25 protein-coding genes are annotated in these 23,385 nt (G+C 66.4%); 17 read left to right on the top strand and 8 right to left on the bottom strand.

The annotated features are described in order from the left end of the window. Positions 1–8 precede the first annotated feature (8 nt). The 4 genes from SPISAL_RS08035 to SPISAL_RS08020 are packed head-to-tail and all read right to left on the bottom strand — an operon-like array spanning position 9 to position 4,544. Positions 9–1,394, bottom strand: a complete 1,386-nt coding sequence (locus SPISAL_RS08035; RefSeq protein WP_016353975.1) for an alpha,alpha-trehalose-phosphate synthase (UDP-forming) — start codon at positions 1,392–1,394, stop codon at positions 9–11. Next, complete coding sequence (locus tag SPISAL_RS08030; RefSeq protein ID WP_016353974.1) at positions 1,391–3,178, bottom strand: glycoside hydrolase family 15 protein; 1,788 nt, start codon at positions 3,176–3,178, stop codon at positions 1,391–1,393. The genes SPISAL_RS08035 and SPISAL_RS08030 overlap by 4 nt, the downstream gene beginning before the upstream one ends. 24 nt (positions 3,179–3,202) lie before the next feature. Beyond that, positions 3,203–3,952: a trehalose-phosphatase gene (gene otsB / locus SPISAL_RS08025; RefSeq protein ID WP_016353973.1), complete on the bottom strand. Its 750-nt coding sequence runs from the start codon at positions 3,950–3,952 to the stop codon at positions 3,203–3,205. A gap of 10 nt (positions 3,953–3,962) precedes the next feature. Then, a complete protein-coding gene (locus tag SPISAL_RS08020; RefSeq protein WP_016353972.1) occupies positions 3,963–4,544 on the bottom strand; it encodes a YajG family lipoprotein in 582 nt (193 codons plus the stop codon). Positions 4,545–4,654: 110 nt separating this feature from the next. On the opposite strand from SPISAL_RS08020, the gene SPISAL_RS08015 reads away from it, so the two are divergent. The 3 genes from SPISAL_RS08015 to SPISAL_RS08005 are packed head-to-tail and all read left to right on the top strand — an operon-like array spanning position 4,655 to position 6,286. Then, positions 4,655–5,554, top strand: a complete 900-nt coding sequence (locus tag SPISAL_RS08015; protein WP_016353971.1) for a mycobacterial-type methylenetetrahydrofolate reductase — start codon at positions 4,655–4,657, stop codon at positions 5,552–5,554. Positions 5,555–5,561: 7 nt separating this feature from the next. Beyond that, positions 5,562–6,056 (top strand): MOSC domain-containing protein, encoded by a 495-nt coding sequence (locus SPISAL_RS08010; RefSeq protein ID WP_041389316.1) that lies wholly within the window; start codon positions 5,562–5,564, stop codon positions 6,054–6,056. After that, on the top strand, positions 6,053–6,286 hold the full coding sequence (locus SPISAL_RS08005) for a hypothetical protein (protein WP_016353969.1): 234 nt from the start codon (positions 6,053–6,055) through the stop codon (positions 6,284–6,286). Before SPISAL_RS08010 ends, SPISAL_RS08005 begins: the two co-directional genes overlap by 4 nt. On the opposite strand, the gene SPISAL_RS08000 is transcribed toward SPISAL_RS08005, so the two are convergent. Then, the gene (locus tag SPISAL_RS08000; RefSeq protein ID WP_016353968.1) at positions 6,283–7,713 is read right to left on the bottom strand and encodes an FAD-binding oxidoreductase; all 1,431 of its coding nucleotides are present in this window, start codon (positions 7,711–7,713) and stop codon (positions 6,283–6,285) included. The two genes, SPISAL_RS08005 and SPISAL_RS08000, sit on opposite strands and share 4 nt — an antisense overlap. Before the next feature lie 77 nt (positions 7,714–7,790). On the opposite strand from SPISAL_RS08000, the gene SPISAL_RS08720 reads away from it, so the two are divergent. Genes SPISAL_RS08720 through SPISAL_RS07965 form a run of 7 tightly spaced genes read left to right on the top strand, consistent with a single transcriptional unit; the run spans position 7,791 to position 14,364 of the window. Then, complete coding sequence (locus SPISAL_RS08720) at positions 7,791–8,366, top strand: YfaZ family outer membrane protein (RefSeq protein ID WP_081633238.1); 576 nt, start codon at positions 7,791–7,793, stop codon at positions 8,364–8,366. Next, positions 8,341–9,444 carry a polysaccharide deacetylase family protein gene (locus tag SPISAL_RS07990; protein WP_016353966.1) on the top strand — a complete coding sequence of 368 codons (1,104 nt, stop codon included), beginning with the start codon at positions 8,341–8,343 and terminating at the stop codon, positions 9,442–9,444. Before SPISAL_RS08720 ends, SPISAL_RS07990 begins: the two co-directional genes overlap by 26 nt. A gap of 11 nt (positions 9,445–9,455) precedes the next feature. After that, the gene (locus SPISAL_RS07985) at positions 9,456–10,250 is read left to right on the top strand and encodes a metallophosphoesterase (protein ID WP_016353965.1); all 795 of its coding nucleotides are present in this window, start codon (positions 9,456–9,458) and stop codon (positions 10,248–10,250) included. Positions 10,251–10,292: 42 nt separating this feature from the next. Beyond that, a complete protein-coding gene (locus tag SPISAL_RS07980; protein ID WP_016353964.1) occupies positions 10,293–10,463 on the top strand; it encodes a rubredoxin in 171 nt (56 codons plus the stop codon). Positions 10,464–10,465: 2 nt separating this feature from the next. Beyond that, positions 10,466–11,104 carry a thiamine phosphate synthase gene (gene thiE / locus SPISAL_RS07975; RefSeq protein WP_016353963.1) on the top strand — a complete coding sequence of 213 codons (639 nt, stop codon included), beginning with the start codon at positions 10,466–10,468 and terminating at the stop codon, positions 11,102–11,104. Between the two features lie 9 nt (positions 11,105–11,113). Next, entirely contained in the window at positions 11,114–12,397 is a 1,284-nt protein-coding gene (gene hemL, locus SPISAL_RS07970; RefSeq protein ID WP_016353962.1) for a glutamate-1-semialdehyde 2,1-aminomutase, read from the top strand. Then, positions 12,394–14,364: a VTT domain-containing protein gene (locus SPISAL_RS07965; RefSeq protein ID WP_016353961.1), complete on the top strand. Its 1,971-nt coding sequence runs from the start codon at positions 12,394–12,396 to the stop codon at positions 14,362–14,364. Before hemL ends, SPISAL_RS07965 begins: the two co-directional genes overlap by 4 nt. On the opposite strand, the gene SPISAL_RS07960 is transcribed toward SPISAL_RS07965, so the two are convergent. The 3 genes from SPISAL_RS07960 to SPISAL_RS07950 are packed head-to-tail and all read right to left on the bottom strand — an operon-like array spanning position 14,361 to position 16,842. After that, positions 14,361–14,981, bottom strand: coding sequence for a flavin prenyltransferase UbiX (locus SPISAL_RS07960; RefSeq protein WP_016353960.1), 621 nt, complete (start codon positions 14,979–14,981; stop codon positions 14,361–14,363). The genes SPISAL_RS07965 and SPISAL_RS07960 overlap by 4 nt on opposite strands. A 5-nt stretch (positions 14,982–14,986) precedes the next feature. After that, the gene (gene mpl / locus SPISAL_RS07955) at positions 14,987–16,324 is read right to left on the bottom strand and encodes a UDP-N-acetylmuramate:L-alanyl-gamma-D-glutamyl-meso-diaminopimelate ligase (protein WP_016353959.1); all 1,338 of its coding nucleotides are present in this window, start codon (positions 16,322–16,324) and stop codon (positions 14,987–14,989) included. 11 nt (positions 16,325–16,335) lie between these two features. After that, positions 16,336–16,842: a hypothetical protein gene (locus SPISAL_RS07950; protein ID WP_016353958.1), complete on the bottom strand. Its 507-nt coding sequence runs from the start codon at positions 16,840–16,842 to the stop codon at positions 16,336–16,338. A gap of 88 nt (positions 16,843–16,930) precedes the next feature. On the opposite strand from SPISAL_RS07950, the gene SPISAL_RS07945 reads away from it, so the two are divergent. The 7 genes from SPISAL_RS07945 (at position 16,931) to purH (ending at position 23,375) form a co-directional block, all read left to right on the top strand. Next, complete coding sequence (locus SPISAL_RS07945; protein WP_016353957.1) at positions 16,931–18,115, top strand: SAM-dependent methyltransferase; 1,185 nt, start codon at positions 16,931–16,933, stop codon at positions 18,113–18,115. 41 nt (positions 18,116–18,156) lie between these two features. Beyond that, positions 18,157–19,416, top strand: coding sequence for a 6-phosphofructokinase (locus SPISAL_RS07940; protein WP_016353956.1), 1,260 nt, complete (start codon positions 18,157–18,159; stop codon positions 19,414–19,416). 64 nt (positions 19,417–19,480) lie between these two features. Then, positions 19,481–20,008, top strand: coding sequence for an inorganic diphosphatase (gene ppa, locus SPISAL_RS07935; RefSeq protein WP_016353955.1), 528 nt, complete (start codon positions 19,481–19,483; stop codon positions 20,006–20,008). 5 nt (positions 20,009–20,013) lie between these two features. Continuing rightward, positions 20,014–20,577 (top strand): cob(I)yrinic acid a,c-diamide adenosyltransferase, encoded by a 564-nt coding sequence (locus SPISAL_RS07930; protein ID WP_016353954.1) that lies wholly within the window; start codon positions 20,014–20,016, stop codon positions 20,575–20,577. Between the two features lie 2 nt (positions 20,578–20,579). Continuing rightward, entirely contained in the window at positions 20,580–21,461 is an 882-nt protein-coding gene (prmA, locus tag SPISAL_RS07925) for a 50S ribosomal protein L11 methyltransferase (protein WP_016353953.1), read from the top strand. Positions 21,462–21,514: 53 nt separating this feature from the next. Next, positions 21,515–21,781 carry a helix-turn-helix domain-containing protein gene (locus tag SPISAL_RS07920; RefSeq protein ID WP_016353952.1) on the top strand — a complete coding sequence of 89 codons (267 nt, stop codon included), beginning with the start codon at positions 21,515–21,517 and terminating at the stop codon, positions 21,779–21,781. A gap of 16 nt (positions 21,782–21,797) precedes the next feature. After that, entirely contained in the window at positions 21,798–23,375 is a 1,578-nt protein-coding gene (gene purH, locus SPISAL_RS07915; protein WP_016353951.1) for a bifunctional phosphoribosylaminoimidazolecarboxamide formyltransferase/IMP cyclohydrolase, read from the top strand. The last annotated feature ends 10 nt before the right edge of the window (positions 23,376–23,385 follow it).

The raw sequence follows: 23,385 nt of genomic DNA, 5'->3' as shown, positions 1-23,385 counted from the left end.
GGGAGGTCTCAGTCAGCCGATTCGGCCGGACCTGTCAGATCGGCCATGAATCGGGCTTCCCAGACATCGATGGCATTGGCGCGCAGGACGTCCATCATCTGGGCATGGCGGCGGCGGCGCTCAGGCAGGGGCATGGCCAGCGCGGTGTTCACGCCGGCCGCGATGGAGTCGAGGTCATAGGGGTTGACCAACACGGCGGCCTCCAGCTCTGCGGCGGCACCGGCAAGCTCCGAGAGCACCAGCACGCCTGGGTTCTCGGGGTCCTGGCTGCTGACGTATTCCTTGGCTACCAGGTTCATGCCATCGCGCAACGGCGTGACCAGTCCCACCCGGGCGGCCCGATACAGCCCCATGAGCGAGCCCCGGGCGAAGGTCTTGTTCAGGTAATGGATGGGTGCCCAGTCGAGATCGGCGTACGTCCCGTTGATATGCCCCGTTAATCCCTCCAGGCGCTGGCGCAGATCCGCGTACTCGCTGATGCTGCTCCGCGACGGACTGGCGATTTGCATGAGCACCGTGTGCCCGCGGCGGTGGGCGTAGTCCTGCAGCAGGGTCTCGAAGGCGCGAAACCGCTGCTCGAGGCCCTTGGAGTAGTCGAGCCGGTCGACACCAATGATCAGATCACGCTCACCCAGGCCATCGAGCAGTCGGCGCACACGGGGAGCGGTCAGGGTGCGCTGAGAGACGTCTGCCAGCTCATCAACATCCACCCCCACCGGGTAGACGCCGGTGCGAAGCTCGCGATTGCGGTGTCGCAGTCGGCCGGGCTCGTGTACCAACGCGCCCACCGCGAGACTCGCCGATTCTTCAAAGGCATGGCGGTCGTTTTCGGTCTGAAAGCCCAGCAGATCAAATCGGCACAAGTCTTCCAGAAGCTGACGATGGCCCGGCATGGCACGCAGTACATCGTAGTCGGGGAAGGGGATATGCAGGAAAAACCCAATGCGCTGGCGCACGCCGCGCTCCCGCAACTCGCGGGCCAGGGGCATGAGGTGATAGTCATGGACCCAGAGCGTGTCATCGGGCTCAAGCAGCGGGGTCAGGGCATCGGCAAACAGCGCATTCACCCGCGCATAGCCCTCGGAGTGACTGCGCTGATAGTCCATGGCGCCCAGGTTGAAATGGAACACCGGCCAGATGACCGCGTTGGAATAGCCGAGATAGAAATCGTCGTAATCTGCCCGTGACAGGGGCAGGGTGGCGTAGTCGATGCCGTCGGCCTGCTCGATGCGGGGACGGCTGACCGGCCCCTGGCTCAACTGGCCATCCCAGCCAAACCACATCCCGCCCCGACGCTTGAGGGCACCGGACAGGGCCACGCTCAGGCCACCGGCCTGCGGTTGGGTGGCCCGCGGGTTCGGCACCCGGTTCGAGACCACGACCAGTCGACTCACAATGCCTCCTCCCAGGAACGGCTGAGGTGCATGGCGGCGTTAATCAGTCCAACCATGCTGTAGGTCTGGGGGAAGTTGCCCCAGAGTTCACCGTCCTCGGGTTTGAGATCCTCGGAGAGCAGGCCAAGTTTCGTGCGCTGACTCAGCATGTTCTCGAACAGCGCGCGCGCCTCATCGCCCCGGCCGATGGCCTGCAGGGCGTCGATAAACCAGAACGTGCAGATGTTGAACGCGTTCTCGGGCAGGCCGAAGTCATCCTCGGCGGAGTAGCGGAACAGGTGATCGCCACGGCGCAGGTCACGTTCGATGGCGTTCACCGTGCCGACAAAGCGCGGATCGTCGGCCCGCAGAAAGCCGAGCTCGTTCATCAGCAACAGGCTGGCGTCCATGGTGTCGCCGTTGAAGGTCTCGGTGAAGGCGCCCAGTTCGTCGTTCCATGCCTCGGTGCTGATCTTCTCGTGCATGGTGTTGGCCTGCGCGCCCCAGCGCCGGGCATCGGCATCAAGGCCCAGGCGCAGGGCAATGCGCTCTAGGCGGTCGCAGGCCGCCCAGCACATCATCGCCGAGTAGGTGTGCACCCGCGCCCGACCACGGTATTCCCAAATGCCGGCGTCGGGCTGATCGTAAAGGCGTGCCGCTTCCTCGCCGAGGGCGCAGAGCCGGTGATACAGGGCGCGGTCGCCAGGCCGCTCCAGGCGCTCGTCAAAAAACGCCTGAGTCGCCGCGAGGACCACGGTGCCATACACATCGTGCTGGTCCTGATGATAGGCAGCATTGCCCACGCGCACCGGCCCCATGCCGCGATAGCCGGCGAGGGCGTCGGCGGTTTCCTCTTCGATTCGCCGCTCGCCGCCAATACCGTAGAGCGGCTGGAGCTTCTGGTCCTCGGCGCCCGCCACCAGGTTAATGATGTAGCGCAAAAAGCCCTCCATGGTGCGCGTGGCGCCCAGGCGGTTCAGGGCATGCACGGTGAAGTAGGCATCCCGCAGCCAGCAGTAGCGGTAATCCCAGTTTCGGCCGCTGTCGGCAGCCTCGGGGATGGAGGTGGTGAAGGCCGCCACCACGGCGCCGGTGTCTTCGTAGGCCGATAGCTTGAGGGTGATGGCGGCGCGAATGGTCTCGCGCTGCCACTCGAAGGGTATGGCCAGCGACCGTGCCCACTCCCGCCAATGGGCCTCGGTCAGCTCCAGGAAGCGCCGGCCCATGCTGCCCACGGTCTCCTTGACGCTCTCATCCGGGCCGAGCACGAAGGTCATGGTGCTGTCGACGACAAAGGGCGTTTCGTCGAGGACATGGGTCAATGGCGCGTCGGTGGTGACCCGCAGCACCTGCTGGCTGCGCAAATAGCGGACATGGTTGCTACCGCGGGTGATGTCCGGGTCGGTGCCGTCCCAGCCCATCGACGGTCGCAACCGGGTGCGGATGACCGGATTACCGCGCAATACCTCCAGGCGCCGAATCATCATGACCGGGCGGTAATGGCGCCCGTACTGGCGAAACCGCGGGCAGAAATCGATGATGCGCAGCACCGCGCCGCTGCGATCCGTCAGCTCGGTGCAAAGCACCGCGGTGTTGCGGCGGTAATATTGCGTGGCATCGCACTGGTCGTTCAGCTCAATGGTGAAGTGGCCGTGATCTTCGGTGTCCACCAGCCGGGAGAACGCGGGCTCGGCATCAAAGCGGGGCAGGCAGGCCCAGATCAGTGCGCCTTCAGCGTTGATGAGCCCGGCAATCTGGCAGTTACCAATCACGCCGAGTTCAAGGTTGGTCGATTCGGCTTTCATGCCCTTGAGTCTAGCACTCGTGCCCTAGTCGATCTGTTCGGACAGGCTCCCCAGCCATTGCAGCGCGGCATGAACCGATTCCAGTTGATACCGAGCGGCAGTGGGTCGGTCGGTGCCGACCCGAATGGAATGCCCACCCAGGCGGTTCACCACGGCAAAGGCGTCTTCGTCGGTCACATCATCGCCCAGAAAGACGGGGGTGCGGCCGGCGAAAGGTGCCTCGGCCAGAAAGGCCTCGACGACCGTGCCCTTGTGATGGCCCGCGGGCTTTAGCTCCAGCACCTGTTTGCCGCGCAATAGCCGAAATTCTTCGCCAAGCGCTTCGCACTGCGTGCGCAGCAGCGCCTCGGCCTCCCCGGCTAACTCGGGCGCGCCGCGATAGTGCAGGGTCAGGGCGTTGCCCTTGTCCTCAAGCGTGGTGCCGGGGTGCTGCTCGACAAAGGCACTCAGGGCGGCTCGTGCCTCGGCAAAGCTCTCGGTCCGATCCATGGGGCGGTAGACCTGGCCCCGGCCGTCCCGGCGCTCCAGGCCGTGGATACCTGCCATGGCGGGCAGCGCCCCATTCAGCAACGCATCGAGTCCGTCCAGACTGCGCCCGGAGACGATCGCGACGGCCCCGTGCAGGGTCTGGGTGAGTGTGCGCAGCAGCTCGTGCAGTTCGGGGGAGACCGCCACCGCATCCGGGTGGGCAGCGATGTCCACCAGCGTGCCGTCAAAATCCAGAAACAACGCCCAGTCGGCCCGCGGTGCGGGCAGCGTGACCTGATCATCCATGCCGCGTCGCTCAGCGGTTACCGGCGAGGAACTCGGCGAGCGGCGCGTCGAGCAGCTGGGTCAGTGCCCGCGTGATCGCCTTTTCAATGGCCTCGGTATTAGCGCTGGCTCGCGGTGGCAGGGCGCGTTGATCACTCGCCGTGGCGCGCGCGCGGGTCGTGTACCGGTCGCCTTGTACCCAAGCCGTTGCCTGGAGAGCGATTTCGGTCTCCAGTTCGTAAGGCACCCCGGCGATCACTTCGTGCTCCAGCGCGGTGATGCGGATCTCGAGTCGGGGAGCGCGGCCCGCATCCCAGACGCCAGGATCGAAATCATACCCGCGTAGCGCCTGCGCGGCGGCCAGTTGGACGGCGTAGGCCACATCCTGCTCGGCGACCAGCTGCACAATGCTGCCATCTGGGTTTTCGAGCACGCCGAGGTCGCGATCGTTGCGCGTATCAAGGACCTGAAAACCGACGCTGGCGCTATCGCCGATCGGTGGCCCGGTTTCGGGCGGGTTCGGTGACAGGCGCAACGTCTGGTTGGTCTGGCTGCAGGCGGCTAGCGCGAGGGCCAGGCCAGCGATTAGGAGCAGGCGTGCAAATCGAGTCATGAGGGGGGTCTCCTGTGTGTTGCCCTGAGATTAACATTGACGCCGCGAAGTGCGGTCCGGAGACTCATTCATTCTTTGTCTATCTCGTCCACCAGGAAGAACACTGTCCCGTGAAAACAGTTCTTGAAGCCGTGCCGCCCGAGCGCCATCGCGGCGAGGCGGCCGTCGAAGCGGTCATTGAAAAGGTCGCACAGGTCCATGCCGCTCGGCCACTGGATCGGGTCAACATCCCGGAAATTCACGAAGAGCCCGCCCGCAGCCAAAAGGGTGAGCGGCGCAAGCCCTTTGAGCCGCGCATGGCACCCCGGGCCCTGGGTCAGCTGATCCAGGAGAGACTGGGCATCCCCTGCATGATTAATCATGTGGTGGTGCACCAGCGCTCGGCGGATTTGCTGGACTGGTGTCGGGAGACCTGGTCGGAGTACGGCATTCGCGAGTTCGTGTTGGTGGGCGGCGGGTTGGCTGACACGGTCTACCCCGGCCCGACCGTGCCGGAGGCCAGCCAACTCATGCGCGATGCGCTCACCATTCCCGAGCTGCGCGTTGGCAATATCTGCATTCCTTCACGGGAGGACGAGGCGGCGCGCATGGCCGCCAAAACCGCGGCGGGCGCGGACTTTTTCACCACGCAGATCCTCTACGAGCCCGATCACTTCACCCATTTGCTCGATGAGATGGCGCGCATTGGCGAGACCGCCGATGAGGTGCTGCTGGCGTTTTGCCCGGTCCGGAGCCTGCGCAATATCCGTTTTCTGCTGTGGCTCGGCGTGAGCATTCCCGATGCGCTGGAGGCCTGGCTGACCGAGGTGGACGATGCCGTCCCGCAGCGCTCGCTCGAGCAGATTCGCCGGACCTGGGCCGACATCATTGATCATCAGCGTGAGGCGGGCCGACCGCGCCCGCGGCTGGGCGTGAATCTGGCGCCGATCGGGGCCGTGGCGCCCCAGACCACCATTGGCCTCGCCCGTGATCTGGCCGCCATGCACGATCAGTCACTCAACGCGGTATGATTTCGCCATGAAGTGGACGATGAAAGCGCTGATGCGTCAGTACCCGCGCGCCGGCCGACTGGAGTGGATTGGCCTGCGCCCGGCGCGTCGCGCGCCGTTAACAACGCCTGAGACGGTGACGGTCGATGCACACGGGCTCGTGGGCGATCGCTATGCCGGGCGCAGCGGTGAGCGTGCTGTCACGCTGATCCAGGCCGAGCATCTGCCGGTGGTGGCGTCCCTAACCGGGCACGATCGCGTCGACCCGGCGCTACTGCGGCGCAACCTGGTGGTCAGCGGCATTAACCTGTATGCGTTGCGCAAGGCGCGCTTTCGCATCGGTGATGTCCTGCTGGAGGGCACTGGGGTATGTGACCCGTGCTCATTCATGGAACGATCCTTGGGCACTGGCGGGTACAACGCGATGCGCGGCCACGGGGGGATCACGGCGCGCGTGCTCATGGGTGGTGAGATCGCCATCGGAGCACCGGTGAACGCGGCACTGGAGGAGGTTGAGGCATGAACGAGCCGGCGCGGTTTCAGCAAAAACTCGGGTGGATTTTTCTGGCCATCGCACTGAACGTGGTGGTGATTGGCACCGGCGCGTTATGGATGACTGCAGGCCCCGCGGGCCTGCAGGCCTTGGTGCGCCCGTCCAACGCCTGGATTTGGGTGGCGATTCTGGCAACGTTCGCACCGGCCGTGGCCAGCTTCTACACCGCCTGGCTGTTACGGCGTCGCGGCCTCGACTAACTCGGCCCGGGCGGCACGACCTTGCCGGGGTTCAAGCGGTTGTCCGGATCCAGGGCCGCTTTCAGCGACCGCATCAGCGATTGTTCCACCGGATCTTTGAGCCGGGCGACCTCGCCGGGCTTGAGCTGACCGACGCCGTGCTCGGCGGCGAACGACCCGCGAAAACCCATCACAACGTCGTGAACGGCCTGCGTGAGACGCTCCCACTGGGCAAGAAAAACCGATGGCTCCATGCCGGCTGGCTGCGTCAGGTTGAAGTGAATATTCCCATCACCGATATGGCCAAACGCGCAGATCCGCACGCCCTCGCATCGGGCGATTACGGCCTCCGAGGCGGCCTGCAAAAATGCAGGCATGTCCGCGATGGGCACGGAGATGTCGTTTTTGATGCTGGCGCCCGCGCTTTTCTGGGCCTCGGGGATGCGGTTGCGTAAGCGCCAGAAGTCGGTGGCCTGATCGGCATTGCTCGCTATCCGATAGTCGCCGACACCGTCACGTGATTCCGCCAGGGCGCGCTCGAGCCGGCGGGCGAGGTCGCCATCGCGCGCGCTGCTGCTGAGCTCCACGAGCAGATACCAGGGATGCTGCGCGGGCAGAGGCTCGTGACAGTCCGGTGCGTAGGCGATCGCGGTTTCGAGCGGCATCCGCCCCATGAGCTCGCAGCTGGTGATCGTGTCCCCACTCTCGGCCCGCAGGCGCGCGAACAGCGCCACAGCCGATGCCACGTCGTCGAGGCCGACGATACAGGTCGCCCGCTCGCGAACCGCCGGGTACAAGCGCAAGGTCGCAGCGGTGATGATCCCGAGGGTGCCCTCGGCGCCGATAAACAGATCACGCAGATCGTAGCCGCTGTTGTCCTTACGCAGGGCGCGCAGGCCGTCCCAGACTTGCCCGTCGGCCAGCACGACCTCGAGGCCGAGCGCGAGCTCCCGGGCATTGCCATAGCGCAGGACATTCATGCCGCCCGCATTGGTGGCCAGGTTGCCGCCGATCTGGCAGTCGGCCTCAGCCGCGTAACTCAGGGGAAAGAGCCGATCAACGGCGGCGGCTGCCTGCTGGACGGCACTGAGCGTGCAGCCGGCCTCGGCGGTCAGGCTGAAATTCTCGGCATCGACTGCGCGGATTGTGTTGAGGCGCTCCAGCGAGAGCACGATCGTGCCTTCAGTATTCGTGCCGGGTGCTGCCCCGCCGCAGAGCCCGGTATTGCCGCCCTGTGGAATCACGGCGAGGCCATCCGTTGCGCTCTGGCGAAGCACGGCAGCCACCTCGTCCGTGCTGCCGGGCCGCACAACGGCCGCGACCGAGCGGTCGGCAAAAAGCCCGCGGCGTTCCGCCAGATACGCCGCGCTGGCGTCACCTGGCTCAACCACCCCTGCATCGCCCAGCAGCTGCCGGAATACCGTTGGCACAGGCTGTCTCGCGGCCATGGCATATCCTCCTGTGGGTTGGGCAAATCTCAGTGTATCATTCAGGCAGGACGCAGCCTTTGGAAGGGGAGCAGACAATGACGATACGCATGACAGGATGGATGGGGCTGGCGCTTGCCGTAGCGGCCTTGCCCGCAGCGGCAGACTCGCTGGATTTTAATCTCAGCAGCGACGCCGCGAAGCTGAGTTACATTCGGTCGCTCGGGCCGCAGGGCCTGGAAGCCGGCGGTGGCCTGCTCCATCACGACGATGCCGGCGAGATTATCGAAGGCGAGCTTCATCTGGTTGACCGCCCTGAGCCGGGGCGCGAGGCCCTGGTGCTTGGCATTGGTGGCAAGCTGCCGGTAATCAGTGATGATGAGCGTGACGCTGACGGCGCCGCCCTTGCCATTGGCGGCAAGCTGCACTACACCCTGCCAAACTACAATCGAGCCGCCGTGGCGGCGGATGTGTATCTCGCGCCCTCGGTCACTGCGTTCAGTGACATCGATGGCTACCAGGAAGTCGCCGTGCGCGGCGAGTTCAAAATCCTGGAAGACGCGAGCGTATATCTGGGCTACCGCAACATCGAGTTGAGTTATGACGGCGACAGCCTGGGTGGCGATCGTGACTATGAAGATGGCATGTATGGGGGCCTTCGCATCGATTTCTGATGCGCCCCGCCAGGCACGGGCTGGCCTGATCGCCATGCTGCTGGCACTGCTCCTGAGCCCGGGGCTCGCGGCGGCGTCCTCACCCGACCCAGCACACGCAGTGGTGCTGATGTATCACCACGTGGGTGAAGACGGCCAGCCCAGTACCCGAGTCACCACGGATCAGTTCACGGCCCATCTCGAGACGATTGCGGCTGAGGGCTATACCGTGGTCCCGCTGGCCGATGTCGTCACGGCCCTCACCGGCGGCCCGGCCCTGCCAGAGAAAGCCGTGGCCATCACCTTTGATGATGGCTACCGCAGTGTGGGTGAGGTCGCCCATCCGCTGTTGGCCGAGCGTGACTGGCCCTACACCGTGTTCGTGAATACCGCGCCGGTTGATGATGGTTACTCGCAGTACCTTGACTGGTCACGGATGCGGGAAATGGCGCAAGCGGGCGCGACCTTCGCCAACCACTCCACCTCGCACGATCCATTGTTTGTCCGGGAAGCGGGCGAGGATCAGGCGGCCTGGGCGGAGCGCATTCGCGAGGATCTCGATCACGCGCAGCGTCGCCTCGTTGACGCGCTTGGCAAGGCCGTTCTCACCGATCCGCCCCTGCTGGCGTATCCCTACGGTGAGTACGATGAGGCGCTAATGGGCCTGGTGGACGAAATGGGTTACCTCGCGTTTGGTCAGCAGTCTGGCGCGATCGGTGAGACCTCACGGCTGCGGGCGTTGCCCCGCTTTTCGTTAAACGAGCGCTACGGCGAGGCGGAGGCCTTCGCGCTGCGCCTGAACACCCGGGCGCTACCAGTGGCCGAGCAGTCACCCGTGAGCCCGGTGCGCGAGTCGGCCGAGGCCCCGCAGCTGACGGTCACACTCGCCGAGGACGACCTCGCCACCGAGCGGCTGGGGTGTTTCTACGGCAGCGAGCGTTTGAGCGTGGAATGGCAGGAGCCAGGCCGCCAATTCACCGTTCAGGGTGAGGCGAGCTTGCCGGTGGGTCGCAGCCGCTATAATTGCACGCTCCCTGACGGCGACGGGGGGTATTACTGGTTCAGCCAGCTCTGGGTCCATGAAAAGGCCGGTACATAAGGACAAAGCGCATGGGCGTGCAAAGACTGCTGCAGGTCACTGATACCCATCTCCTGGCGGATCCCGCCGCCCAGCATGCGGGTGTCTCGGTCGAGTCGCGATTCCAGGCAACGCTCGCGGCGATGCAGCCGTGGGCAGCCGAGGCCCATGCCCTCGTTCACACCGGGGATCTGGTAGACGACGGCAGCGTGGCGGCGTACCAGCGGCTGCGCGCGGCACTCGAGACCCTCGGTTTGCCGGGGCGCGTAACGCCTGGCAATCACGATGAGCGCCGGGCGATGGCCGAGGTGTTCAGTGACGGCCTGATCACCGCGGCACGCAGCCTGGCGCTGGGTGACTGGTGCGTCGTCATGCTCGATACGCTCTCGGAAGGCGAGGTCCCGGGCCAACTGACCGCCGACGAGCTCGCGGGTCTGGACGCCGCGCTAGCCGCCACCGATGCCCGCCATGTCCTGCTCGCGCTGCATCATCCGCCCTGTCCGGTGGGCACGGTCTGGCTTGATGCCATTGGCCTGCAGGAGCCGGCGGCATTGCGGGCCCGTCTGCTCGAGGATGGGCGGATTCGCGGCCTGGTGATGGGCCATGTCCACCAGGCCTTTGACGGCACGCTCGATGGCTGTCGTTGCCTGGCAACTCCCGCCACGGCCGCGCCGTTCCTTGCCGGCGCTGAGACCTTTGCCCTGGATGACGGCCCACCCGGTTTTCGCTGGCTTGATCTGCATCCGGACGGGCGCATCGAAACCGGTGTCGAATTCGCAACGCCGGATGAGGACAATCCACTTTCAAGCGCCTCATCCAGTCTTTAGGGTGAGCGTTTCATCAATTCATGTAATGAGAGGCAATGCGGCATGGAATATCGCTCGTGGATGTGTGTGGTCTGTGGCTGGATCTACGAAGAAGAGGACGGCCTGCCCGAGGAGGGCATTGCGCCCGGTACCCGCTGGGAAGACATTCCCGATGACTTCGTCTGCCCGGAATGCGGCGCAGGCAAGTCCGATTTTGAAATGATCGAGATTTGAGCATGGCGCCAGGCGATCAGGGTATTGCCGGGCTCTACGTCATTACCGACGCGCGCTGGCCGCGGCCAGTGCCGCTGACCGAGGCCGTGGCGGCGGCGATTCGCGGCGGGGCGCGCGTGGTTCAGTATCGCGACAAGTCCGATGACACCGAGCGTCGGCATCAGGAAGCCACCGCGCTCCAGCGCTTGTGCGCGCAGGCCGGTGTGCCCTTCATCGTCAACGACGATGTCGCGCTCGCCGCCGCGGTGGGGGCGGATGGCGTGCACATTGGCCAGGACGACCCGGACATCGCCGAGGCGCGACGTCAGCTTGGCGCATCGGCGCTGATCGGGGTGTCCTGCTACGCCGATCTGGATCGCGCGCAGCGCATGGCCGCGGCTGGCGCGAACTATCTGGCGTTTGGCAGCGTCTACCCTTCATCCACCAAGCCGGCGTCGGGGCGGGCGCCGCTGTCGATCTTCAATGAAGCACGGGCATTTTTCGCGGGCCCGCTTGTGGCCATTGGTGGTATCCAGGCGGGCAACGTCGAAGCGGTCATCGAGGCCGGGGCGGATGCCGTTGCCGTGATCGACGCCGTGTTCTCTGCCACCGATATCGCGGCCGCCGCCACGGCCATCAGCCACGCAATCAACACGGGATAGCAAGCGACCATGGCCAATCGATCAGAAACCCTGTTCACCGAAGCCCAGGAACACCTGGTTGGCGGCGTGAATTCTGCCGTGCGCGCCTTCCGCTCGGTGGGCGGCACACCGGTGTTCATGCGCCGGGGCGAGGGCGCCTGGATTGAGGATGAGGACGGCAAACAGTACGTCGACTATGTGCTCTCTTACGGCCCGCTCGCCATCGGCCATGCCCACCCCGAGGTGGTCGAAGCGATCAGCCGGACGGCCGCCAATGGGACGAGTTTCGGCGCGCCGACGGCGCTCGAGACCGAGCTGGCCACCGTGGTGAAAGGCATTATGCCCTCCATCGAGCGTATTCGCATGGTCAACTCCGGCACGGAGGCGTGCCTGAGTGCCGTGCGCCTGGCACGGGGCTACACCGGGCGTGATCGCATCCTCAAATTCCGTGGCAACTACCACGGGCACGTCGATGCGCTGCTGGTGGAGGCGGGCTCCGGTGTCCTGACACTGGGTATCCCGGGCTCTCCCGGTGTGCCCGCCGCGGTCACGGAGATGACGCTCACCGCCCCGTACAACGATATCGAAGCCGTGCGCACTTTATTCGAGACCTATGGCGATACGATCGCCGCGGTGCTGGTCGAGCCGGTGTCGGGCAACATGAATTGCGTGCCCGCGCTGCCCGAGTTCCTGCAGGGCTTGCGCACGCTCTGCGATGACAGCGGGGCGATGCTGGTGTTCGACGAGGTCATGAGCGGTTTTCGGGCGTCACTGGGTGGTGCCCAGGGCCGCTATGGCGTCACGCCGGATCTCACTGCCCTGGGCAAGGTCATCGGCGGCGGGCTGCCGGTGGGTGCCCTGGGTGGGCGTGCCGAGGTCATGGATTACCTCGCGCCAACGGGCCCTGTTTATCAGGCGGGCACCCTATCCGGGAATCCACTGGCGATGGCAAGCGGCCTGGCGACGCTTCGCAATCTCTCGCGCCCCGATGTCCACGCTCAGGCTGAGGCCTGGACGACCCGGCTGCTCGAAGGCTTGCAGGCACGGGCGAGGGCCGCCGGGATCCCGCTGGTCACGCATCAGGCCGGCACGATGTTCGGCTTGTTCTTTACCGACGCGCCATCGGTGGTTCGCTTTGAAGACGTGGCCGAGTGCGATGGCGAGCGTTTTGTGCGCTTTTTCCACGGCATGCTCGAGGCCGGCGTGTACTTCGCGCCCTCGGCGTTCGAGGCCGGGTTCGTGTCCACCGCCCATGACGAGGCGGCGCTCAGCCACACCCTGGACGCGGCCGAGCGGGTGTTCGCGACGCTGTGACCGGGCTTGAGGGCGGCCTGGCGCCTCTGCTCGCCTGGCTGGCTGAACACCCCGGTTGGGCGGGGGCCGTCATTGGCCTGATTGCGTTTCTTGAATCACTCGCCCTCGTTGGGCTCCTGGTGCCCGGCGCGGTGCTCATGTTCATGGCGGGGGCTGCCGTGGGGGGCAGCAACCTGCCGATCCTCCCGATGCTGCTCTGGGCCATGGCTGGCGCCATCCTGGGCGATGGGCTGAGTTACTGGCTCGGCTGGCACTTCCGCGCCCGCCTCCGCAGCCTGCCCGTGATCCGTCGCTATCCCGGCACGATCGCCCAGGCCGAGCGCCTGTTTTACCGCCATGGCGGCAAGAGCGTGGTGATCGGGCGCTTTGTGGGCCCGGTCCGGCCGGTGATTCCGGCGGTGGTGGGCATGCTGGGCATGCCCCCGGGGCGGTTTTTGCTGGCCAATGTGAGCTCCGCGGTGGTCTGGGCGCCGGCCTATCTGCTGCCGGGCGTTGTGTTTGGCGCCTCGCTCATACTCGCACTCGAGGTCATGGGTCGGCTGATGGCCTGGCTGGTGATTCTGTTTGGCGGCTTTTTCCTGCTTCGCTGGCTGTTGCCGCGCATTGACCGGCCACTGCGCCTGGCCGGCCACCGCCTGGCTCGCGCCCTCGGCCGCCGGCCACCGACGTCCTGGCGTTGGCTGGGGCTGCGGCCGTTGCATGCCCCGCTACGCGCGCTGCGTCATCGCGGCGGCTGGTTGTGGTGGCTCGCCGTGGTGGCCATCGTCTTTAGCGCGGGGCACGCGCTCCTGGGGGCGTCACCCCAGGGCTGGGAGCGTGGCCTGGTGGCACTGGCCGACGCCCATCGCAGCGATCTGGTGCGGGTGGCGGCCTGGCGCGTTACCCAGTTGGGTGGACTGCTGCCGGTGCTGCTGGCCGCGGCCGCGCTTGCCGGCTTTTTATGGCATCACCATCAACCCCGGCGAGCCCTGTTGGTGCTGGCAGCCGTGGTGCTGGCCGCGGCTGGCGCGTATGCCCTCAAAGCGGGTCTTGGCACACCGCGGCCGCAGGGGCTCTCGGAGGGCGCGGATTTTATCGCGGCCTTCCCCAGCGCCCATGCCGCGGGCATCGCCGCGTTGGTGACTGCCTGGGTCGTGCTCCTGCCGATTCGGGGCCGTTACGGGCGCCGCAGCGTGATCACACTCGGCCTCGTGATCGGCCTGGGCGTGGGTGTGACACGCGTCGTGCTGGGTGTGCACTGGCCGCTCGATGTGGTCGGTGGCCTCGGCCTGGGGGTGGTGTGTGGCGCCTTGCCCGGTCTCGCCGGCTCGGCCGAGCGCGTCTCCGGCCATCAGTCCCTGGCGGTCCTTGGCTCGGCGCTGGTGCTCGTGATGGCGGCGACGCTCACCGAGGTGACGCACTGGCCCGACCCGCTTGAGGCCTATCCACGCGGCGCGCAAGTGCCGGAGATTGCCGCAGACGACTGGTGGGTCGGTGCTGCCACGCTGGCCGATCGCCGCCTGGGCCTGGGCGGTCGGCGGGGATGGTTTACGGCGCAATGGCTCGGTGGCGAGGCGATGCCGACGGGGTTTGATGCGGGTTGGCAGGCGCCGCCGCGCTGGCGCTGGTCCACGACGCTGCGCTGGCTCAGTCCACAACCGTCGGTTGAGCGGTTGCCGGTGTTACCCCGCTGGCATGCCGGTCGGCTGCCGGATGTGGTGCGCATTCAGCCAGCAGCCGAGCCGGGCATGCGGCTTGTGTTGCGGGCTTGGCGCGGCGCGACGACTGCGCAGGGGCCCGTTTGGTTGGTTTGGATCGAGACCGTGACGGTGCGCGGCGGCGTGCTGCTGCCGCGGCTCACCCGGGTGGCGCTGGATCAAGCCGGTCGCGAGGCGGTGCTCGGCCGAGCCGCCGAGCGCAGCGCGTTGCAGCGGCGTGATGATCGCGTGCCGCGGTATGCGCCGGCGAGTCTCGCGGCACCGGACTAGTCGTCTGTCGGCTCGGCACCCCAGGGCGGGATGAGCGCCTGCTCGATGCCCAGGCGATCCAGAATGCGCGCGATGACAAAATCCACCACGCCGGCGAGGTCGTTCGGCCGATGATAGAACCCGGGGTTGGCGGGCAGCATGACAACCCCCATGCGCGTTAACCGCAGCATGTTCTCGAGATGGATCTCCGATAAGGGAGTTTCTCGCGGGACCAGGATGAGTTGGCCACGCTCCTTGATCACGACATCCGCGGCGCGCTCGATCAGCGCCTCGCTGCTGCCCGCGGCGATTCGCCCGAGCGTCCCCGTTGTGCACGGGCATACGACCATCTGCCGCGGGGCCCCTGAGCCGGAGGCCACGGGCGCGGTCCAGGCCTTTGGCCCGAATACCGTGAGCTGGCCTGGTGAAGCAGCGAATCGCTCGGTCAGTGCGGCGGCCAGGTCCGTGGGCCGGCCGGGCAGGGCGAGATCCGCTTCCATTTTAAGTACCAGCCGCCCCGCCTCCGAGATCAGCAAATAGACCGGCCGGCCAGCGCCCAACAGGCATTCCAGCAGGCGCAGCCCGTAGACGCCGCCGGAGGCACCGGTGATGGCAAGCGTGATGGGGGCGTGTGTCATGCGAGTCAGTCTCCCGAGTCGAGGGCGGCCAGCAGCCGCTCATGCAATCCGCCAAAGGCGCCATTGCTCATCACGAGCACGGTGTCGCCGGGGCGGGCCGTGGCCGTGATTTGGGTGATCAGCGTCTCCACGCTTGGCGCGGTGCACGCGCGCTCCCCGAGCGGTGCGAGAACTGCGCCCAGATCCCAGTCTAGCGCCGGATCAGCCAGGACGAACACCGCATCGGCGGTCGCGAGTGATGCGGCCAGTCGGTCCCCGTGCAGGCCCTGGCGCATGGTGTTGGAGCGGGGCTCGAGCACGGCCAGAATCCGGCCGGTGCGTGCCGCTGGTGTCTCCTGCAGCGCCTGCAGGGAGGCGGCAATGGCGGTGGGGTGATGGGCGAAGTCATCCAGCACGCGGACGCCGCCGGCCTCGCCGCGCAGCTCGAGTCGTCGCCGGATGCCCTTGAATGCCGGCAGGGCCTCGATGGCCTGTCCTGGCGCGACGCCGACATGGCGGGCCGCCAGCAGTGCGGCCAGGGTGTTCATGGCGTTATGCCGACCGGGCAGCGGTGCGGTGAATGCCCAGTCATCCAGCCCCCAGTCGAGCGCGCCGTGTGTCGGTTGGTCGCGATCACCGAATCCGATGCGCTCGCTCCAGCACCCCGCTTCCAGTACCCGCGCCAGGGCCGGGTCGTTGGCGTTGACGAGGAGGGCGCCCTGGCCGGGCACAGTCCGAACCAAATGCTGGAATTGCCGCTCGATCGCCGCAAGATCGGCGAAGATATCGCCATGATCGAACTCAAGATTGTTCAGCACCAACGTCCGCGGCCGGAAATGGACGAACTTCGAGCGCTTGTCGAAAAACGCCGTGTCGTACTCATCGGCCTCGATCACGAAAAACGGCGAGTCGCCGAGGCGCGCGGGGGTGGCGAAGTTACCCGGCAGCCCGCCAATCAGAAATCCGGGCGCCATGCCGGCGGACTCGAGTAGCCAGGCGATCAGGCTGGAAGTGGTGGTCTTGCCATGGGTGCCAGCAACGGCAATCACCCAGCGATCGCGCAGGATATGGCGGGCGAGCCATTCCGGCCCGGAGGTGTAATCCACACCGGCCTCGAGCACGGCCTCGACCGCCGGGTTGCCCCGCGACAAGGCATTGCCGATGACCACGCAGTCGGCGGCAAGGGCCTCTGGCTGCGGCGTGTAACCCTCGGTGACGCGGATGTCGGCGGTGGCCAGGACATCGCTCATCGGCGGGTAGAGGGCATGGTCCTGGCCCGAGACGGTATAGCCGGCCTCCCGGGCGATCACCGCAAGGCCGGCCATGAACGTGCCGCCAATACCCAGGATGTGAAGGTGAGGCATGCGCGCGCGTCTCAACCGCTGGTGAGGGCACGCACGAAGGCACTGGCGCCGAAGATATACGCCAGGCTCGTGGCGAGGCTCGCGAGCCCGCCAAGGGCCAATGCCGCGCTCAAAATGTGACGAACCACCGCGATATTCCAGATCAGCAGCGCCAGGAAGGCGAGTGCAGCGAGGGCATTCGCCTCATCGGGTCGGCCAATGACCAGCAGGATGGGCAGGGCGACTGCGGAGATCACGATATCGCTGCCAAACAGCGCCGAGGCGGTCTGCACAAACCGCGGGCCATGGCCGCGCAACGAGAGGGCCGCCAGCAGAAAGCCGAGGTTGTAGGCCACCAGCAGCCCGATTTGTGCCAGCGGCTCGGCGTCGGGCGTGTAGCGCTGAATCACCGGGTAGTTCACCGCCGCGGTGAGGGCGATGACGGTACCCATCAGCCCGGTCGAGTACGGCAGATCCTGCGGGCCGGCGCGCAGCAGGGCGATTCCGAGGATGCGCTGGATGACGTCGCTTGGGTTCATGGTGCTCTACTGACGAACGGAGTGGTCGCATTTGCGTCATAGGCATGGTAACCGTTTCAGTCACCGGCGTCGCGACGGGAGAGGCCGTATGCTTGAGCAAGTCCTCAAAGACGGAATCGAACGCGGGCACCTGCGCCTTGAGCGGGCCGACGGGCGTGTCCGCGATTTCGGTGCCGGCACCCCGGCCGGCGTGCTGCAGCTACACGATAACCGGGCCGAGCGCCGCGTGATCGCCGATCCGGACTTCATGCTCGGCCAGACCTACATGGACGCGCTCTGGAGTACGCCCGATCTGCGCGGATTGCTGGCGGTGCTCATGAGCAACTTCGCCCATGAGCAGGCCACCGGCGCCAAGCGGGCCACGCAGCAGTTACTGCGACCGCTGCAGCAGTGGAACCGGCGCGCCGCCAGCCGCCGCAACGTCGCCCATCACTACGACCTCGACGAGCAGCTCTTCCGGCGCTTCCTGGATAGTGACATGCAGTACTCCTGCGCGTACTGGCCCGCCGGCACGGCAGACCTCGAGACCGCACAGGCCCAGAAGCGCGCCCTGATTCGTCGCAAGCTCTGCTTGTCGCCGGGTCAGTCGGTGCTCGATATCGGCTGTGGCTGGGGCGGGCTTGCCATTGAACTCGCCGAGCAAGCCGGCGCCCAGGTGGTCGGGCTCACCCTGTCCGAGGCGCAGGCCCGCGTCGCCCGGGATCGCGTCCGCGCCCGCGGGCTCGAGGACCAGGTCGACATCCGCCTCCAGGACTACCGCGACGTCCCCGAGCGCTTTGACCGCATTGTCAGTGTCGGCATGTTCGAACACGTGGGTGTCCAGTATTACGACGCGTACTTCGCCGGGGTGCGCGATCACCTCACCCCGGAGGGCATTGCGCTGATTCACACAATTGGCCGGTTAGCGCGGCCGGGGGTGACCAACCCGTGGATTCGTCGGTATATCTTCCCGGGTGGGTACATTCCTGCGCTCTCCGAGGTCACTGCGGCCGTGGAGCGGCAGCGCCTCGCCACCACCGACCTCGAGGTCTTGCGCCTGCACTATGGCTACACGCTTGCCGAGTGGTACAGGCGGTTTCAGGCCGTTCGTGACGACGTCGTCGCCGAGAAAGGCGAGCGCTTCTGCCGGATGTGGGAGTTTTACCTGGCGGTGAGTGAGGCGGCGTTCTACTACCGGGGCCTCGTGGTGTTCCACCTGCAGTTGACCCGCGAGCCAGCGGCCGCACCGATTACCCGGGACTATCTCCACGAGACCGCCCACACCGGGGCTTGATAGACTGCGGGGCTCTGAGAGGGGGAAGGGAGCCCGTTGCCATGCATCCGAAGAATGCCTTCTACGCCCAGTCCGGGGGTGTCACCGCCGTCATTAACGCCAGCGCCGCCGGGGTCATTGAGACCGCCCGCGCCCACCCCGAGGCCATCGGCACGGTCTACGCCGGCGCGAACGGCATCCTTGGCGCACTGCACGAAGACCTTATTGACACCGCAGCCGAGTCTGCCGAGACCATTCGGGCACTGCGCCATACCCCGGCCGGCGCCTTCGGCTCCGCGCGCTACAAGCTCAAGGGCCTCGAGGAGAATCGCGCTGAGTACGAACGTCTGATCGAGGTCTTTCGCGCGCACGACATCGGGTATTTCTTCTACAACGGCGGCGGTGACTCACAGGACACCGCCCACAAGGTCTCGCAGCTCGGCGAGGCCATGGGCTACCCGGTGACCTGTATCGGTATTCCCAAAACCGTGGACAACGACCTGCCGGTCACGGACACCTGCCCGGGCTTTGGCTCCGTGGCCAAGTACATCGCCGTCGCCACGCGAGAGGCGGGGCTCGATGTCGCCTCCATGGCACAGACCTCTACCCGGGTGTTCATCCTCGAGACCATGGGCCGACATGCCGGCTGGATCGCCGCGGCCTCCGCGCTGGCGCGGGAAGCGCAGGGCGATCCGCCGCACGTCATCCTGCTGCCCGAAGTCCCGCTTGATGAGCAGCGCTTTCTCGAGCGGGTCAAGGCAAGCGTGGAGGGGTTTGGCTACTGCGTGGTGGTGGTCTCCGAGGGCGTGAAAAACGCCGATGGCACATTCCTGTCCGATCAGGGCACGCGCGATGCCTTTGGCCATGTTCAGCTTGGCGGCGTCGCCCCGGCCATTGCGGCGTTGATCAAAAACACGCTGGGCTACAAGTACCACTACGCCATCGCCGATTACCTGCAGCGTGCGGCGCGCCATATCGCCTCGGCAACGGATGTTGAGCAGGCCTACGCCGTGGGGCAGGCCGCGGTGGAACAGGCGCTGGCCGGGCGCAACGCCATCATGCCCACCATCGTGCGCGAATCGGATGCGCCCTATCGCTGGCATGTGGGCGAGGTCGCACTGGCCGAGGTGGCCAACGTCGAGGCGCGGATGCCGGCCGAGTTCATCGACGCGTCCGGTTTTTTTGTGACCGACGCCTGTCTGCGCTACCTGCGCCCGCTGATTGCCGGCGAGGATTACCCGCCCTACCGCGACGGCCTGCCCGATTACGCCCGCTTGCGCGGCGAACGGGTGACCCCGCGTCTGCCCGATTTCAGGGCCTGACCCGGGCGGCCGGGCGTGCGTATAATCCGCGAATCACTCAGAACGCTGGACCAGGAGGGACACCATGGCCTACGAGGGCATCGACGCGGGCAAAAACCTGCCCGAGGACATCAACATCATCATCGAGATTCCGGCCCAGGCCGACCCCGTGAAATACGAGGTGGACAAGGATTCCGGGGCGATCATGGTCGACCGGTTCATGGGCACGTCGATGCGCTATCCAGCCAACTACGGCTACATCCCGGATACGCTCTGCGGGGATGGTGACCCCCTCGATGCGCTGGTCCTGACGCCGTTTCCCCTCGAGGTCGGCTCGGTCATTCGTTGCCGTCCGGTGGGCGTGCTTGAGATGAGCGATGAGGGGGGCGAAGACGCCAAGCTCCTGTGTGTGCCGATCAGCAAGCTCACCCCTCTCTATGATCACGTCAAAGGCCCGGATGACTTGCCGGCGATCGTCCTTGAGCAGATCAGCCACTTCTTCGAGCGCTACAAAGACCTCGAGCCCGGCAAGTGGGTCAAAGTGAACGGCTGGAAGGGCCATGCCGAGGCCGTCGCCGAGATCGATGCCTCCGTCAAGCGCTTCGGCGGCTGACCGGCGTGGTTAAACTGACTCGGATCTACACCCGCACGGGTGACACCGGCCAGACCGGCCTTGGCGATGGCAGCCGGGTGGCCAAAACCGATCATCGCGTGGCCTCCTACGGCACCGTGGACGAACTCAACGCCCTGCTCGGCGTCTGCCGGCTGCACGCGGGCCCCGAGCTCGATGACGCACTGGCGCGGATCCAGAATGATCTGTTCGATGTGGGCGCGGATCTTTGCACACCCGAGATGGACGACCCGCCCTACGAACCGCTGCGGGTGGTGACCGGGCAGGTCGAGTGGCTTGAGGCGGAAATCGATCGCGTCAATGCGGGCCTGGAGACGCTGCGCTCGTTTGTGCTGCCCGCGGGCAGCCCCGCTGCCGCGCATCTGCATCATGCCCGGACGGTCGCCCGCCGGGCCGAGCGTGAGACAGCGGCGCTGGCCACCGGCGCCCCCATCAATGTCCTTGTCCTGCAGTATCTCAATCGCTTGTCCGACTATCTGTTTGTGCTGGCCCGGGAGGCCAATCACGAGGCCGGAGGCGACGTGCTCTGGCAGCCTGGCGAACACCGCTGATCATGGCCTGGCGGCAGGTGGCCTTTGACCTCCCCGCGGCCCGCATGGGCCTCGCCGAGGCAGCGCTGGAAGCGATGGGCGCCATCGCCGTGACGGCGGCCGAGTCCGAGGGCGCGGAGCCCGTGCTGGAGCCTGCGGTTGGCGAAACCCGGCTCTGGGATGCGGTGCGCGTGCAGGCATTGTTCGAGGCCGATGCCGACAGCCAAGCGGTCCACGCCGCACTGAGCGAGGCGCTGGGCGCCAAGCCCACGGGCTGGGACGAGACCACGCTGGCCGATGCGGCCTGGGAGCGGGCCTGGCTGGCTGACTTCGCCCCGCTCGATTTTGGCCACGGCCTCTGGGTGGTGCCAACGGGCATGGAGCCACCGGTGCCCGAGGCAACGAACCTGCGCCTGGATCCGGGGCTCGCTTTTGGCACCGGTACGCACCCCACAACGGCGCTGTGCCTGGAACACCTGGCGGCCTGCCCGCCAGTCGATGAGACCGTCATCGATTATGGCTGTGGCTCCGGGCTGCTGGCGATTGCGGCGCTACGCCTGGGCGCGCGGCAGGTGATCGCCATCGATAACGATCCCCAGGCATTAGTGGCCACGCGAGAGAACGCGCGCCGCAACGGAGTAGCCGACCCGCTCACGGTCGGCGGCGTCGACACGGCGCTGCCCGCGGCGGATCGGGTGCTTGCCAATATTCTGGCCGGCGTGCTGATCGAACAGGCGCCGACCCTGATCAAGCCCCTGCGCCCGGGCGGCCGTCTCGTGTTGGCGGGGCTGCTCGAGGGACAGGCCGCCGAGGTCGCCAGTGCCTACGCCCAGGCCATCGATTTTGGCCCGGGTGCGGCGCGCGACGGCTGGGTTCGACTGGACGGCACCCGTCGTGCGCTTTAATGGGCGGGGCCATGTGGTTATGATTCAAGCCGTCAGCCCACAGGAAGGACAGCATGCCCGATAAACCCAGACAGGATTGCCCGGGTGTCGGTCCGATCGGCACTTGCGTGCGCGACACGGTCACGTCCTATTTCGAACAGCTCGATGGTCATTCTTGCTGCGATTTGCATCGCATGGTGATCGAAGAGGCCGAGGCGCCGCTTTTCGAGACGGTGATGCACGCCTGTGGCGGTAACCAGACCCGGGCTGCCGAGGCCCTGGGCATCAATCGAGGCACGCTGCGCAAGAAGCTTCGCCAGTACGGCCTTGACGAGCAGTAGAACCACGGAGTCCTCCATGACGGCTGCGGCCAGTGTCTTGCCCGTTCGCCGGGCCCTGATCAGTGTTTCCGATAAAACCGGTGTCGAGGATTTAGCCCGTGGGTTGGCCCGCCTCGGTGTGGAGCTCCTGTCTACCGGTGGCACCGCCCGCTTGCTGAGTGAGGCCGGCATCCCCGTGACCGAAGTCGGCGATTACACTGGCTTTCCCGAGATCATGGCCGGCCGCGTGAAGACGCTGCATCCGCGGATTCACGGCGGCCTGCTGGGCCGTCGGGGTGAGGATGAGGCCGTGATGGCCGAACACGACATCCCGCCCATCGACCTGCTGGTGGTCAATCTCTACCCGTTCGAGGCCGCCGTGGCGCAGCCAGACTGCCGCCTCGAAGCGGCTATTGAGCACATCGACATTGGTGGCCCCGCCATGCTGCGCGCGGCTGCCAAGAACCTTGACGGGGTCGGGGTCGCCACGGACCCGGATCAGTACGCGGACATGCTGAGTGCGATTGAGGCCCATGGCGGGCTCGAGGCAAGTCACCGATTCCGGCTTGCTGTCGCCGCGTTTGATCATGTCGCCCGCTATGACGCGGCGATTAGCAATTACCTATCGGCGCGCCCGGAGGCGGGGGCCGAGAGCGCTTTCCCCGGGCAGCTCAATCGAAGCTGGCGCAAGGCAAGTGACCTGCGCTACGGCGAGAACCCGCACCAGGCCGCCGCGTTTTATCGCGACCCAGACGCCCCGGCGGGCAGTTTCGCCTGCCATGTCTCGCGCCAGGGCAAGGCCCTGTCCTACAACAACCTCGCCGATGCCGACGCGGCCTGGGCGTGTGTTGGCGCCTTTGACGCGCCGGCCTGCGTCATCGTCAAACACGCCAACCCCTGTGGCGTGGCGGTCGCCGATCATCTGGTGAGCGCCTATGACGCGGCGTTTGCCACTGACCCCACCTCGGCATTTGGCGGCATCATTGCCTTTAATCGCCCGCTGGACGACGCCACCGCCCGCGCCATTATCCAGCGTCAGTTCGTGGAGGTGATTTTGGCGCCGGCCGTCAGTGACGCGGCGCTGGCGATTACCGCGGCCAAGCCCAATGTCCGGGTGCTCGAAATCCCCGACGGACCGCGGCCCATCAGCGGCTGGCGGCTGCAACCGCTGGACGGCGGACTGCTGGTCCAGGATCAGGACGCCGATCTGTTCGCGGACACCGGCCTGCGCTGTGTGACGCAGACCCCCGTGGATGACGCGCTGCAGGCTGACCTCGATTTCGTCTGGCGCGTGGCCAAGCACGTGAAATCCAACGCCATTGTCTACGGTCGTGAGGGCCATACGCTGGGGATCGGCGCGGGGCAGATGAGCCGGGTGGACAGTGCGCGCATCGGCGCCCGCAAGGCGGAGGATGCCGGCCTGTCACTGGCTGGCGCGGTGCTGGCGTCCGATGCCTTTTTCCCGTTTCGGGACGGGATTGATCAGGCGGCCGCCGCCGGCGTGCGCGCCATCGTCCAGCCGGGTGGATCAATGCGCGATGAGGAAGTGATCGGGGCGGCGGATGCGCATGGCATCGCCATGGTGTTCACCGGCCTGCGGCACTTCCGCCACTGAGCAGGAGCAA

Source organism: Spiribacter salinus M19-40 (assembly GCF_000319575.2).
Lineage (GTDB): Bacteria > Pseudomonadota > Gammaproteobacteria > Nitrococcales > Nitrococcaceae > Spiribacter > Spiribacter salinus.
The sequence above is the reverse complement of the archived record's forward strand: the minus strand, read 5'-3'. Positions and strand labels throughout refer to the sequence as shown.